Genomic DNA, 13,902 nt, shown 5'->3' on the forward strand with positions numbered 1-13,902 from the left:
CTCAGAGCTGGTTGGTGGAGAAGACCGGGTCCACCGAGCGGTCCCACGCCGTCTCGTAGAGCGCCAGCAGGTCGTCGGCGCGGGTGCGCCCCGTCGCGGCGATCTCCTCCAGGGCGGCGAGATGGATGGTCTCGTCCTGGCCGGCCGCGTCCAGACGCGCCCGCCGGGCGAGCCCCTTGCGCGACAGCGCCACCGCCTCGCGGACGATGTCGAGGACCGATCCGCCCCGGAACGGCGCCGCCAGCGCGAGCCGGGGCGCGGCGTCGCGCAGCTGCTGACGCTCCGCGTCGGTCCAGTCCTTCACCAGCTCCCAGGCTTCGTCCAGCACGCCCTGGTCATAGAGCAGCCCGGTCCAGAAGGCCGGGAGCCCCACCACCATGTCGGAGAGGCCCATGTCGGCGCCGCGCATCTCCAGGTAGCGCTTCAGCCGGACCTCGGGGAACAGCGTGGACAGGTGGTTCGCCCAGTCGGAGATGGTGGCGCGCTCGCCCGGGAGCTGCGGAAGCTTCCCGCGCAGGAGGTCGCGGAACGAGGCGCCCGCCACGTCGTGATACGTGTCCCCGCGCTTGACGAAATACATCGGCACGTCGAGCGCGTAGTCGACATAGCGCTCGAAGCCCATCCCGCTCTCGAAGGCGAACGGGATCATGCCGGAGCGGTGGTTGTCCGTGTCGCGCCAGATCTCGGAGCGGATGGACTTGAAGCCGTTCGGCTTGCCCTCCGAGAAGGGCGAATTGGCGAACAGCGCGGTCGCGACCGGCTGAAGCGCCAGCGACACGCGCAGCTTCCTGACCATGTCGGCTTCGGTGGCGAAATCGAGGTTCACCTGCACGGTGCAGGTGCGGAACATCATGTCCAGCCCGCGCGCGCCGACCTTGGGCATGTAGTTCGCCATGATGGCGTAGCGCTGCTTCGGCATCACGGGCGTCTCGGCCCTGGTCCAGGTCGGGCTGTGGCCGAGGCCCAGGAAGCCGATGCCGAGGGGCCCGGCGACGGAGTTCACCGCGTCCATGTGCTGGGCCAGCTCGGAGCGGGTCTCGTGCAGCGTCTCCACCGGCGCGCCGGACAGCTCGAACTGGCCGCCGGGCTCGAGCGAGATGGCGCCGCCGCCCATCGGATCGGAGAGGCCGATGATGGCCACGCCATCCATGATGGCCTCCCAGCCGATGCGCGTCTGGAGACCCTCCAGGATGGCACGGATGCCTCTCGGACCCGCATAGGGGACCGGCGCATGGTCATGCGTGTAGAAGCCGAATTTCTCGTGCTCCGTGCCCAGCCTGAATTCCGACGCCGGCTTCAGGCCCTTCTCGAACCAGGCCACCAGTTCGGCGCGGTCTTCGATCGGCGTCGGGTCGGACTGGTCACGGGCCATGGGCGGTTCCTGGAAAATCGGGCCCGAGGGCAGGCCGGACTGCGTTCATTAATGCGCCCGCCGCAACGAAGCAATGCCGGACGCCGCCATGTCGCTTGCACGCGTGCAAGCTCGGGCAGAACAGGCCAAAGGGTCTGCAAACGCCGGGGCGCCCGGGGCGAAGCCGCTCAGCTCTTGGCGTCGCCGCCCCAGACCTGCGACATCACGGCCTGCAGGTTGCGCATATGCTGCTGCTGCACCTCGCGGCCCGTCTCGATCAGGCGCGTCAGCGCGTCCAGTCCGGCGGCGGGCGCGGCCGCCTCCTCCTGCTCGGGCGGCGGCGCGGCGGCGGCTTCGGGCTCCGGAGGCGTCGCCTTCGCCTTCGCCTTCGCCTTCGCGGCCGGCCTGGGCGGAGCGGGAGGCGGCTCCGGCGCGGCCGGGGGCGGCGCGGGCTCGGGCGTCGCGGCGCCGGCCGCCGAGAGCCCGGCCGCGCCGGCGCTCATCATCCGGCTGATCAGCTCGCCCATTCCGGCGGGATCGAACGGGTTGGCGGGCGCCGCCGGCTCGGGCTTGGGCGGCGGCGGGCCGGCCATCAGCTCTCCCAGGATCTCGCCCCAGTTCTCGGGAACTCCCATCGGCATGTCGGGCCCGCGGCCCGCGCCGCCGGACGGCGATCCGGTCCCGGGCGCAAGGCCCATCTGCTTCGCATAGGCGCCTGTCATCGCCGCGAGGCTGTCGCCGAAGGTCTTCCACGCCCCGCCCTGCAGCATGGCGGCCATGGCCGGCAGCATCTGCTGCATGACGCTGGCGCTCATGCCGGTCGCGGCGGCGGCCTGGGCGGCGACCTGCCGGCCGAGGTCGCCGGAGCCGAACAGGGCGCCCAGCACCGCTTCGCCCTGCTGCGCCCCCTGCGGAGTGAAGGGCGTGAACGGCGTCGCGGCCGATGTCGGCGCGGGCGGCACCGAGAGCGCCGCCATCAGCAACGGCCAGGCCTGCGGGTTCTTCAGCTGGCGGCGCAGCGCGATCGTGAAGGCGGGCAGCAACGCGTCGACGGCGGCCTCGCTCTGGTTCGCCGTCAGGCCGAACTGGCGCGCCAGGTTGTCGACCGCCTGGCCGCCTTGCGCATTCTGCATCATCTCGAACAGGTTGATCATGGTGGCGGCCCTTCATGGGCTTCGTGGTTCACCGTCGGCCCGCTCGCTGGACCAACGTGCATTGCTCGCTTTCAACGTCTCATGGGTTGCATCGATTGCCAAATCATCATCGGATCCTCCGGCGCGCTCAGGCGGGCGCCACCGCGTCGACCGGCGCCAGCTCCGCCTTGCGGGCCAGCCGGCCGACCTGCGCATAGGCGGCCCAGGCGCCGCCGAGGCCGAACAGCACCGCGCCGGCGGCCTGCCCCAGCAACGCGCCTTCCGGGCCGCCGAGGCGCGCGCCCGCCACGGCGAACGGTATCGTCCCCAGCGTGGCCTTGCCCCAGTTGAACGCGGTGGCGAGCAGCGGGAAGCCCAGATTGTTGAAGGCGGAGTTCGCCACGTAGAGCGCGCCGTGGAACATCCAGCTGCCCGCCAGGACGGTGCAGAAGAAGCCGACCAGCTCGGCGGTCTCCCCCTGCGCGGCGAAGACGAAGATGATCGCGTCGCGCGCCCAGAACAGCGCAGCCCACGCGACCAGCACGCTGGTCAGCGTGAAGACCAGGCCGTCGGTGAGCGTCCGGCGGACCCGGTCATAGAGGCGCGCCCCGAGGTTCTGGCCGAAGATCGGCCCGACGGCTCCCGTCAGGGCGAAGACCGCCGCGAAGGCGACCGGCGCCAGGCGCATCATGATCGCGTTGGCCGCCACGGCGCTCTCGCCGAAGGGCGCGATGACCGACGTCATGAACCCGTTCGCCACCGGGGTGGCGAGGTTGGTGGCGATGGCCGGCGCGGCGATCCGGGCCACGGGCCAGACGTCCTCCAGGATCGCCCGCAGGTCGAAGGGAGCGACGAGATCGTGCACCCGCACCGCCGCCCGGTAACCGACGACGCAGAAGGTGACGCGCGACAGGACGACGGCCCAGGCCGCGCCGTCCGCCCCGAGCCCGGCGCCGAAGATGAGCAGCGGGTCGACGACGGCGGTCACGAGCCCGCCCGACAGCGTCACGAACATGCCCCGGCGCGCGTCGCCCGCGGCGCGCAGCACGCCGGAAAACGCCATCCCGAGCCCCATCAGGACGTTGGACGGCAGGGTGATGGAAAGGAAGCGCACGGCCACGTCGCGGGCCTGGCCGGCGGCTCCCAGCTCCTGCAGGAGCAGATGCATGCTCGCCATCATGAGCACCGCGACGAGCGCGCTGACGACGGCCGAATGCGCCAGCGCCGAGGCGGCGAGCCGCCGCGCGTGGGCCCTGTCCCTGGCCCCCAGGGCGCGCGACACGACAGCCGAGACGGCGATGACGAGGCCGATATTCACCGACATGGCGAAGAACCCGACCGTGGTGGCGAAGCCCACGCCGGCCGTGATGTTCACGTCCTTGAGCCAGGAGATGTAGAGCAGCGACAGGAGGTCCACGGCGAAGATCGCCAGCAGCCCGACGGCCCCCGTGGAGGACATCACCACCACGTGCCGCATGGTGGAGCCGCGCGTGAAGACCGCGTCGTCCCGTCCGGCGGCGGCCGCGACGCTCATGGGGCCCCGCCCGGCGCGTCGGCGCTGCTGCGCGCCGAGCCGTCGCGCGAATCGATGACGTCCTGCGTCTCGGCGGAGAGCGCCTTCGACTTCGCCTTGGGGGCGGTGAGGGGCTCGGGCGTGAAGCGCGGGGCGATCTTGGTGTAGTCGGCCGGGCGCAGCTTGCCCTCGGCCTGCTGCAGCGCCAGTCGCTGCTCGTCGCGGTCGCGCACGGCCTGGCGGACCTCCTCGGCCCTCTGCTCGTCGGCGCCCAGCGCGACCAGGGTCTCGCGGCCGAACTCGAGCGCCGAGACGAGCGTCTCGCGCACCTGGTAGTCGACCCCGGCCTTGATCAGGTCGACCGCATGGATGCGGTCATAGGCGCGGGCGTGGACCTGCGCGAGCGGGAAGTTCAGCCGCGCCAGCTCCACGATGGCGAGCGCGGCGTGGCGGTCGTCGACGCACACCGCGATGACGCGGGCGGTGCCGGCGCCGCTCGCCCGCAGCACGTCGAGGCGGCAGCCGTCGCCGTAATAGACCTTGAAGCCGAACCGTCCGGCCGCCTTGATGCGGTCGACGTCCTTGTCGATGACGGTGACGTCGACGCCGTCGGCGAGCAGCACCTGCGTGGCGAGCTGGCCGAAACGGCCGAAGCCGATCACCAGCGCGGCGCCATGCGCCCCGTCGAAGCTGTCGAGGTCGAACTCCGGGGTCGGCCGGGAGGCGTCCCGGCGCTCCAGCGCGATCTCGATCCCCTTGGCCACCACCGGGCCCAGCACCATGGTGAGCGCCGCCACCGCGGAGGCGAGGCCCGCCTGCGCCGGCGACAGGATCGCGAGCGCGCCCGCCATCGGGACGAGGACGAAGGAGAATTCGCCCGCCGGCGCGAGCAGCGCCGCGCTGCGCAGGGCGTCGCGCCGGGGCGACCCCATCCAGCGCTCCAGCGCATAGGCGACGCCGATCTTGAGCGCGATCAGGCCGGCGGCGGCCAGCGCCAGCAGCAGCGCGTTGGACAGGATCAGCCGGGCGTCCATGCCCATGCCGACGCTCATGAAGAACAGGCCCAGGAGCAGCCCGCGGAAGGGCTCGATGTCGGCCTCGAGCTGGTGCCTGAAATTCGATTCGGCCAGCAGCAGCCCCGCCAGGAACGCGCCGAGCGCCATCGACATGCCGGCGTGCTCCATGATGAGCGCGGCGCCGAGCACCACCAGGAGCGCCGCGGCCGTCATCACCTCGCGGGCCTCGGTCCAGGCCAGGACGCGGAAGAACGGGTTCAGCAGGTAGCGGCCGGCCAGCACGATGGCGGCGATCGATCCCAGCGCCTGGGCGGTCGCCAGCAGGCCGCCGGCCAGATCCGTGCCGCCGGCGTTGGCCGAGCCGGGGGCCAGCAGCGGCACGAGCGCCAGGATCGGCACCACGGACATGTCCTGGAACAGCAGGACCGCGAAGGTGCGCTGCCCGTGCGGGGTCTGCAGCGTGCCGCGCTCGTCCAGGATCTGCAGCGCGATGGCGGTGGCCGAGAGGGCCAGCGACACGCCCAGCAGGATCGCCCCGTTCAGCGGCACGCCGAGCGGGATCGCGGCGGCGGCGATCACGGCTCCGGAGACGAGGAACTGCGCCGCCCCCAGGCCGAAGATGTCGCGCCGCATGGCGAAGAGCTTGCTGGGCTTGAGCTCCAGCCCGATCACGAAGAGCAGCATGACGACGCCGATCTCCGCTACGGTGCGGACCATGTGGGCGTCGGTGAAGAGCCGCAGGCCCGCCGGGCCGATGGCCAGGCCGGCGACGAGGTAGCCGATGACGGCCCCGAGCCCCAGCCGCTTGAACAGCGGCACGGCGACGACGGCGCTGAGACAGAAAATCAGGATCGGCGCGAGGAAGCTCGCTTCGGGATGGTCAGCCATGCCGCCTCTTGGGGGAGATCGAAACCGCACTCTAAGCCGCCGGGCCGCCGGAGGCGAGGGCCGCGCCGCAAGCCGGGGCTTGCAGGCGTCCCTGAGCGGACCAGCCGCCGGCGCGTCGCCGCGCCCGCCCGGCTTGACCTCGCACGGTCCAGCCCCCACAAGATCTGGCGGCCCACGGGCCGACGAAGCCTCCGCCGGGCCGGCCGGAGGCAACCCCAGCGCCCATGATGACAGACGAAAAGCCGCCTCTGACCGTGCTTCTCTGCGCCCCTCGCGGCTTCTGCGCCGGGGTCGTGCGCGCCATCGACGCGGTGGAGCAGGCCCTGAAGGCCTACGGCCCGCCGGTCTATGTGCGCCACGAGATCGTGCACAACAAATATGTCGTGGAGAGCCTGCGGCGCAAAGGCGCGGTCTTCGTGGACGAGCTCTCCGAAATTCCCGAGACCTCGGCGCCGGTGGTGTTCTCCGCCCACGGCGTGCCGAAGTCCGTGCCCGCCGAGGCCGCCGAGCGCCGCTTCTTCGCCGTCGACGCGACGTGCCCGCTGGTCACCAAGGTCCATCGCGAGGCCGAGGTGCACTGGAGGCGCGGCCGCACGGTCGTGCTGGTCGGGCATTCCGGCCACCCCGAAGTGGTCGGCACGATGGGCCAGCTCCCGGAAGGCGCGGTGCTGCTGGTCGAGACCGTCGCGGACGTCGAGCGCCTGCAGCCGCCGGACCCTCGGACCCTGGCCTTCGTGACCCAGACCACGCTCTCCGTCGACGACACCCGCGAGATCGTGGACGCGCTGCGCGCCCGTTTCCCGGCCATCGTCGCGCCCCACAAGGAAGACATCTGCTACGCCACCACGAACCGGCAGGAGGCCGTGAAGGCCGTCGCGCCGCGGGTCGACGCGATGCTGGTGGTGGGCTCGCCCAATTCCTCCAACTCGCAGCGCCTGAAGGAGGTCGCCGAGCGGGCCGGGTGCCCGGTGGCGCGCCTGGTGCTGCGCGCGCAGGACATCGACTGGGCGGTCTTCGGGGCCATCGCTTCGCTCGGCGTCACCGCCGGCGCCTCGGCGCCCGAGGTGCTGGTCGAGGAGATCATCGACGCCTTCGCGGCGCGCTACGCCGTCACGGTCGAGACCGTGTCGACCGCCGACGAGAGCGTGTTCTTCCCCTTGCCGCGCGAGCTGCGCGGCGCGGCCGCGGAGTAGGGCGGTGGCGGTCTACACCGACGTCTCGGACGAGGAGCTCTCCGCCTTCGCAGCCCGCTACGACCTCGGGGCCGTGCTGGCCGCCAAGGGCATCGCGGAAGGCGTAGAGAACTCCAACTACCTGCTCCACACCGAGAAGGGGTTCTACATCCTCACGCTCTACGAGAAGCGCGTGCGGGAGGAGGACCTGCCCTTCTTCATCGGCCTGATGCAGCACCTGGCGGCCGCCGGCCTGACCTGCCCGGTTCCGGTGCGCAACCGCGAGGGCGAGGCGCTCGGCCGACTGGCCGGCCGGCCGGCCTGCATCGTGACCTTCCTGGACGGCATGGGCGTGCGCCGCCCGGGCGTCGGCCACTGCGCCTCGGTCGGCGAAGCCCTGGCCCGCCTCCACCTCGCCGGGGCCGATTTCCCGATGCGGCGCGCCAACGCGCTCTCGGTCCGGGGCTGGCGGCCGCTCTTCGAGGCCGCGCAGGCGCGCGCCGATACGGTCGCGCCGGGCCTGGCGGCGGCGACCGAGGACGCTCTGGCGCGGCTCGAGGCGGAGTGGCCGGCCGACCTGCCGGAAGGCGTGATCCACGCCGACCTGTTCCCCGACAACGTCTTCTTCCTCGGTCCGCGCCTGTCGGGCCTGATCGACTTCTACTTCGCCTGCACGGACGCCTTCGCGTATGACCTCGCGGTCTGCCTGAACGCCTGGTGCTTCGAGGCGGACGGGTCCTACAACCTCACCAAGGGCCAGGCGATGATCGCCGGCTACGAGCGCGTTCGCCCGCTCTCGGGCGCCGAGCTGGAGGCCCTGCCGGTGCTGTGCCGAGGCGCGGCCCTGCGCTTCATGCTGACCCGGCTGGTCGACTGGCTCAACGTGCCGCCCGGCGCGCTGGTGCGCCCGAAGGACCCGCTGGAATACTACCGCAAGCTGCGCTTTCACGAGCGCGCGGCGGCCCCATCCGACTACGGGAGACGCACGTGACCGAAGCCGCCGAGAGCCCGGACCGGGTCACGGTCTACACCGACGGCGCATGCTCCGGAAATCCCGGCCCGGGCGGCTGGGGAGCGCTGCTGGTCTATGGCGAGAAGAAGAAGATTCTGAAGGGCGGCGAGCCGCTGACCACCAACAACCGCATGGAGCTGATGGCCGCCATCATGGCGCTGGAGGCCTTGAAGCGCCCCTGCGTGGTCGACCTCTGGACGGACAGCCAGTACGTCCGCCAGGGCGTCACGACCTGGATCCATGGCTGGAAGCGCAATGGCTGGAAGACGGCCGACAAGAAGCCCGTGAAGAACGCCGAACTCTGGCAGCAGCTCGACGCGGCCCGGGGCCGGCACACCGTGCGCTTCCACTGGGTGAAAGGCCATGCCGGCCACACCGAGAACGAACTCGTGGACGGGCTGGCGCGTGAAGGCATGGCGCCGTTCCTGCCGAAAAAGCGCCAGGGCGCAGCGGCAGGGTAGGGCGGCTCAGCCCGGTCGGCGATGCTCGCCTGGCTGAGCCCAAGAGGCGCGCAGGCTCTCCCCCGGCGTCCCGGAGAGAGCGGCGCGGCCGATCACATCTGCTTCAGCAGGTTCTCGGCTCCGGACACGTCGGCCTTGGACGGCGTGTCCTCGACATTGAGAACGCGCACCACGCCGTCGTCGACCAGCATCGAGTAGCGCTGCGAGCGGGTGCCGAGGCCGAAGCCCGAGCCGTCGAGGGCGAGGCCCAGCGCCTTGGCGAAATCGCCGTTGCCGTCCGACAGGAACTCGATCTTGCCGGCCCCGCCGGTGGCCTTGGCCCAGGCGTCCATGACGAAGACGTCGTTGACGCCCGTGACCGCGATGGCGTCGACGCCCTTGGCCTTGAGGGCGTCGTAGTGCGTCAGGAAGCTCGGCAGGTGGTTCTTGTGGCAGGTGGGCGTGAAGGCGCCCGGCACGGCGAAGAGCACGACCTTGCGGCCCTTGAAGATCTCGTCCGTGGTCTTGGGGGTCGGCCCGCCCTCGGTCATGACGCGGAACGTGGTTTCAGGCAGATGGTCGCCGACTGCGATGCTCATCGAGGAACTCTCCTAGGGGATGCCGGGCCGGGCCCGGGTGGAAGGCGCCGGCGCGACCCGGAGAGACGGCTCTGCGGGGCGCGCGCCGCCGCCCTGAGATCTAGTGCGGCTTGGGCTCGGCGTCGAGGCGGGTCTCGACCTCGATCGCCGTGGAGCCCGTCCCGAGCGTGATGGTGACCGGGAGGCCGGCGAGGCGGGAATCGGCCGGGGCCGCGTCGACGGCCAGGCGCCACGTCACCCGCCGGGCGTCCCGCGACGGCTCGTCCTTGACGAGGGCCGGCGGGCCGAACAGCCAGTCCTGCCCGGCCTCGGCGAAGAGCTCGACCGGGCCGGGGCCGGGCGGAAGCGCAGCCGACACGGCGATCGACCTGCCGTCCGCTGCGGCCTCGACCGCCTCGATCGAGGGCGGCGCGCCGGACCCGGCGGGCTTGCGGACGGGCGTCCTGGCCTCCGCCGCCGCGACGGCGGACGCGAAGGGCGGGGCGGAGGCTCCCGAACCCAGCTGGAGGCGAGCCTCGCCCTTCACCGGAATGCAGATCTGCTCGCAGACCGCGTAGTCGAGCTTGAGGTTCAGCGCGGCGGGTCTGGCGGGATTCGCGAGGGTCACGCGCAGCGGCAGCAGCACGGCCTCCTTGTAGCCGATCGAGGAGCCCGCCGCGTCCTCGAACCGCGCCGGCAGGGGCCAGCGCACCTCGACCGCCCTGACATTGTCCGAGCCGGACCAGTCGAAGCTCGGCGGAAGGCCAGAGTCGCCCGGCGTGCGCCAATAGGTCTTGAAGTGCGGGTCCAGCCGAATCTCGATCCCGGCCTTCCGGAACCCGGGCGCGTCCGCAGCCCCGCCATCGACGAGCCTGAACGAGGCGTGGAAGCCCGACGCCCAGGTGGACGCGCCCGCGTCGGCGGCGTGAGGGAAGGACGGGGCCGAAGCCGCCAGCATCGCCCCGAGGGCGAGGGTCGGCCCGGCGCGGAAAGCTTTCTTGCGTGTCATCCGGCTCCTCATGACAGAGCCCGCCGCCTGCGCAAAGCCACGAGCGCGTGAAGGGACGCGCAGCGGGCCGGCGGGAACGACAGATGGGCCACCGCGTTGGCTTCGCAGGCAAAAGGGCATACGATCATGCACCTCGAGACGTTTGAGACTTCCGTCGCTATGAACGCCCGCGGCTTCCTGGACGGCCAACTCCTGATCGCTATGCCGGGGATGCCGGATTCGCGCTTCACCCGCACCGTGATCTATGTGTGCGCCCACTCGCCGGAAGGCGCGATGGGGCTGGTGATCAACCAGCCGGCCCCGAACATCGAGTTCCCAAGCCTGCTGGAGCAGCTCGAGATCATCCCGGCCGAGAGCGGCATCCGCCTGCCGGAGCGGGCCGAGCGCTTCAAGGTCCTGAAGGGCGGCCCCGTCGAGACCGGCCGCGGCTTCGTCCTGCACTCGTCCGATTTCTACATCGACAAATCGACCCTGCCGATCGACGACGGCATCTGCCTGACCGCGACGGTGGACATCCTGCGCGCCATCGCGGCCGGCGAGGGTCCGCGCGACGCCATCCTGGCGCTCGGCTATGCGGGATGGGGCGCTGGGCAGCTGGAGACCGAGATCAACGAGAATGGCTGGCTCCATTGCGAGCCCGATCCGGAGCTCGTCTTCGACACCGGTTTCGAGACCAAGTATGAGCGCGCGCTGCGCAAGATCGGCATCGACCCGGCCATGCTGTCCAGCGAAGCCGGACACGCCTGACGCGTTCCACGCTGCGAGGCGCTAGGCGGCTTCGGTCGCCGCGCCCACGAGCTTGCGGGCTTCCAGCGCCGTCATCGGCGGTCCGAAGGCGTAGCCCTGGGCGTGCTCGCAGCCGAGCTGGTAGAGCTCGATGGCGTCCGACTCCGTCTCCGCGCCTTCCGCCACGACCTCCATCCCGAGGTCATGGGCGAGCGTCACGATCGAGCGCAGGATGATCGGGCGCGTCCCCTTGCTGTCGGGCTTCACGAAGGAGCGGTCGATCTTGATCGTGTCGAACGGGAAGCGCTGCAGGTAGCTCAGCGACGAATAGCCCGTTCCGAAGTCGTCCAGGGACAGTCCCGCGCCGAGATCCGCGATCCGGGTCAGGATCTGGGTGGCGTATTCGGGGTTCTCCATCACTAGGCTCTCGGTGATCTCCAGCTTGAGCGTGCCGCGGTGCACGGGCCAGCGCGACAGAACCATCTTGACGTCCTGCAGCAGGTCGTGCCGCAGCAGCTGCCGGCTCGACACGTTGACGCTGGCGAAGATCGGCGGATCGACCTCCAGGGCCCGCTGCCAGGCCGCGAGCTCCTGGGCGGTGCGCTCCAGCGCGAAGACGCCCAGATCGATGATGAGCCCGCTCTCTTCCGCGATGCTGATGAACTCCGCCGGCGCGAGCCGACCCAGCTTGGGGTGATCCCAGCGCATCAGCGCCTCGAAGCCGGCGACCGTGCGGTCCTCCAGCCGGACGATGGGCTGGAACAGGATCTTGATCTCGCCGCGCTCGACGGCGCGCCGCAGGTCCATCTCCAGCGCGAGCCTGTCGGTGCGCTGCGCCCGCATGGCGGGGCGGAAGACCTCGATGCGGTCGCCGCCGAGGCGCTTGGCGTGCACCATGGCGATCTCGGCGCTGCGCAGCACGTCCTCGCCCTTGGACTGCGAGCTCGGGTCGGGCAGGGCGATGCCCGTCGAGGCGGTCAGGAAGATCTCGCGGTCGCCGAACACCACCGGGGTGGTCACCACGCGGCGGATCGTGTCGGCCAGCATGGTGATGCGCTCGGGCTCGCGCTCGGAGAGCAGGAGAAGCCCGAACTGGTCGCCGGTGATGCGCGCCAGCGTGTCCTGCGGCTTCAGCAGGCGCCCGAGCCGGCGCGCCACCGCGAGCAGGATGGAATCGCCTGCGGGAAGGCCCACCGACTCGTTGATCTGCTTGAAGCGGTCGAGATCGAGCACGATCACGGTCGGCCGCACCGAGTCGTCGGAGCGCGCCAAAGTGAGGGCGGCGTCGAGCCGGTCGAGGAACAGGCGCCGGTTGGGCAGGCCGGTGAGGTTGTCGTGCACGGCGTCGTGCAGGATGCGCTCCTCGGCGGTCTTCGCCTCCGTGACGTCGCCCAGCGTGCCGACCACCCGCACGACCTCGCCGTCCGAGCCGACCACGGGGCGCGCCTTCATGGCGTACCAGTAGTAATGGCCGTCGGCCGTCTTGAGCCGGAAATCGAGCGCGACGCGGCCGCGGCGCTGCTCCAGCACGGCGTCCAGGGTGGCGCGGAACCGGTCCCGGTCGAAGGGGTGCATCACCTCCAGCCAGTTGGCGGCAGGGCCCTCCAGCGTGCCGCGCTTCAGGCCCAGATAGGCCTCGACCTCGGGGCTGACGAACACCCGGTCCGCCGCCACGTCCCAGTCGAACACCGTGTCGCCGGATCCGGCCAGCGCCAGCGCCTTGCGCTCGGCGTCGCTCACCAGCCCCTGCGCCAGCGCGCCGCCCGCGAAGGCGTGCTGCATCACCGTGAAGCCGATCAGCATGACGATGAGCACCAGGCCGCCGAGGAGGGCCGGGGAGACGAAGTCGTTGTTGAGCTGCCCGACCACCGCGAAGGCCGTGGCGATGACCCAGACCAGCAGCAGGAACCAGGTCGGCGCGAGCAGCACCGCGCGGTCGTAGCCATGCGTGGAGAGATAGATGACGAGCAGGAAGCCCACCGCCGCCACCGCCGCGATCGAGATGCGGGCGACGCCCGCCGCCAGGACCGGGTCGAACACCGCCAGCCCGATGAGCGCGGTGAGGAACACCAGCCAGCCCGCCGTCACGTGGCTGTAGCGCACATGCCAGCGGTTGAGGTTCAGATAGGCGAAGAGGAAGACCAGCAGGGTTGCGGCCAGCACCGCCTCCGCGGTGGCGCGGTACATCTGCTCGCCCTGCGGCGTCGTGGGGACGATCTTCTGCCAGAACCCGAAATCGATGCACACATAGGCCAGCACCGCCCAGGCGAGCGCCGCGGCGGCGGGGAAGATCACCGCCCCCTTGACCACGAACACGATGGTGAGGAACAGCGCCAGGAGGCCGGCGATGCCGATCACGATGCCCCGGTACAAGGTGAGGCCGTTGGCCTTCTCCTTGTAGTCGTCGGGGTTCCACAGATAGAGCTGCGGCAGCCGCGGGTTCGCCAACTCGGCGATGTAGGTCACGGTCGACCCCGGATCGAGCACGATCTCGAAGATGTCCGCCTCGGCGTTGTCCTCGCGGTCCGGGCTCTCGCCCTGGCTGGCCGTCACGGCCGTGATGCGGGTGGCCCCGAGGTCCGGAGCGACCACGCCGGAGTTCACCAGCCTGAAATGCGGGGCCACGAGCCAGCGGGTCAGCTGTTCGTTGGTGTCGTTCTTGAGCGCGAAGACGATCCAGTCCGGCCGCGTGCCGGCTTCCTTCGCCTTGATGGCGATGCGCCGGACGATGCCGTCGGCGCCCGGGGCCGTCGAGATCTGGATCAGGTCGCCGTCGGAACGCGAGCGCTCGACGAAGGGCAGCAGGTCCACCGCCGCGCTGCCGGTCCTCACCGACACCGGGTCGAGCGCCAGGGCCGTCTCGGGAATCGCCGCGATGACGAAAGCGAACCCGACGACTGCGAGGAGGATGCGGAAAAGGCGCAAAGACAAAACCCTGGAGGATCGAACGCCGGTGGTCGCGAGCGGCCGCAAGGCGTCAGCAGTCGTAGCGGGAGCCTGATGGGAGGGCAAGGCAGGCTCGCCCCTTTGGGATTTTCACGGGGGACGCAGAGGGAGGCGTCCC

The 13,902-nt window shown here is 71.1% G+C and carries 11 protein-coding genes; 4 read left to right on the forward strand and 7 right to left on the reverse strand.

Annotated elements, in window-relative coordinates:
- Position 1: 1 nt before the first annotated feature.
- From ACYVO7_RS07495 to ACYVO7_RS07510, 4 genes are all read right to left on the reverse strand, one after another.
- Positions 2–1,372 (reverse strand): glutamate--cysteine ligase, encoded by a 1,371-nt coding sequence (locus ACYVO7_RS07495; protein WP_460449213.1) that lies wholly within the window; start codon positions 1,370–1,372, stop codon positions 2–4.
- 167 nt (positions 1,373–1,539) lie between these two features.
- Positions 1,540–2,505 carry a DUF937 domain-containing protein gene (locus tag ACYVO7_RS07500; RefSeq protein WP_460449214.1) on the reverse strand — a complete coding sequence of 322 codons (966 nt, stop codon included), beginning with the start codon at positions 2,503–2,505 and terminating at the stop codon, positions 1,540–1,542.
- A gap of 127 nt (positions 2,506–2,632) precedes the next feature.
- Entirely contained in the window at positions 2,633–4,018 is a 1,386-nt protein-coding gene (locus ACYVO7_RS07505; protein WP_460449215.1) for an MATE family efflux transporter, read from the reverse strand.
- Positions 4,015–5,901 carry a monovalent cation:proton antiporter-2 (CPA2) family protein gene (locus ACYVO7_RS07510; RefSeq protein WP_460449216.1) on the reverse strand — a complete coding sequence of 629 codons (1,887 nt, stop codon included), beginning with the start codon at positions 5,899–5,901 and terminating at the stop codon, positions 4,015–4,017. Before ACYVO7_RS07510 ends, ACYVO7_RS07505 begins: the two co-directional genes overlap by 4 nt.
- A 224-nt stretch (positions 5,902–6,125) precedes the next feature.
- Here ACYVO7_RS07510 and ispH point away from each other — a divergent pair, with 224 nt between their 5' ends.
- The 3 genes from ispH to rnhA are packed head-to-tail and all read left to right on the forward strand — an operon-like array spanning position 6,126 to position 8,546.
- Positions 6,126–7,094 (forward strand): 4-hydroxy-3-methylbut-2-enyl diphosphate reductase, encoded by a 969-nt coding sequence (ispH, locus tag ACYVO7_RS07515; RefSeq protein WP_460449217.1) that lies wholly within the window; start codon positions 6,126–6,128, stop codon positions 7,092–7,094.
- A 4-nt stretch (positions 7,095–7,098) separates the two neighbouring features.
- Positions 7,099–8,064, forward strand: a complete 966-nt coding sequence (locus tag ACYVO7_RS07520; protein ID WP_460449218.1) for a homoserine kinase — start codon at positions 7,099–7,101, stop codon at positions 8,062–8,064.
- Positions 8,061–8,546 (forward strand): ribonuclease HI, encoded by a 486-nt coding sequence (gene rnhA / locus ACYVO7_RS07525; RefSeq protein WP_460449219.1) that lies wholly within the window; start codon positions 8,061–8,063, stop codon positions 8,544–8,546. Before ACYVO7_RS07520 ends, rnhA begins: the two co-directional genes overlap by 4 nt.
- Positions 8,547–8,638: 92 nt before the next feature.
- Here the strand turns inward: rnhA and ACYVO7_RS07530 are convergent, their stop codons facing one another.
- Entirely contained in the window at positions 8,639–9,124 is a 486-nt protein-coding gene (locus ACYVO7_RS07530) for a redoxin family protein (RefSeq protein ID WP_460449220.1), read from the reverse strand.
- A 100-nt stretch (positions 9,125–9,224) separates the two neighbouring features.
- Positions 9,225–10,112 (reverse strand): protein-disulfide reductase DsbD domain-containing protein, encoded by an 888-nt coding sequence (locus tag ACYVO7_RS07535; RefSeq protein WP_460449221.1) that lies wholly within the window; start codon positions 10,110–10,112, stop codon positions 9,225–9,227.
- Positions 10,113–10,238: 126 nt separating this feature from the next.
- Here ACYVO7_RS07535 and ACYVO7_RS07540 point away from each other — a divergent pair, with 126 nt between their 5' ends.
- Positions 10,239–10,859, forward strand: coding sequence for a YqgE/AlgH family protein (locus ACYVO7_RS07540; RefSeq protein WP_460449222.1), 621 nt, complete (start codon positions 10,239–10,241; stop codon positions 10,857–10,859).
- 21 nt (positions 10,860–10,880) lie between these two features.
- On the opposite strand, the gene ACYVO7_RS07545 is transcribed toward ACYVO7_RS07540, so the two are convergent.
- A complete protein-coding gene (locus tag ACYVO7_RS07545) occupies positions 10,881–13,763 on the reverse strand; it encodes an EAL domain-containing protein (protein ID WP_460449223.1) in 2,883 nt (960 codons plus the stop codon).
- Positions 13,764–13,902 lie beyond the last annotated feature (139 nt).

The sequence above is a fragment of the Alsobacter sp. SYSU BS001988 genome (genome assembly GCF_054796215.1).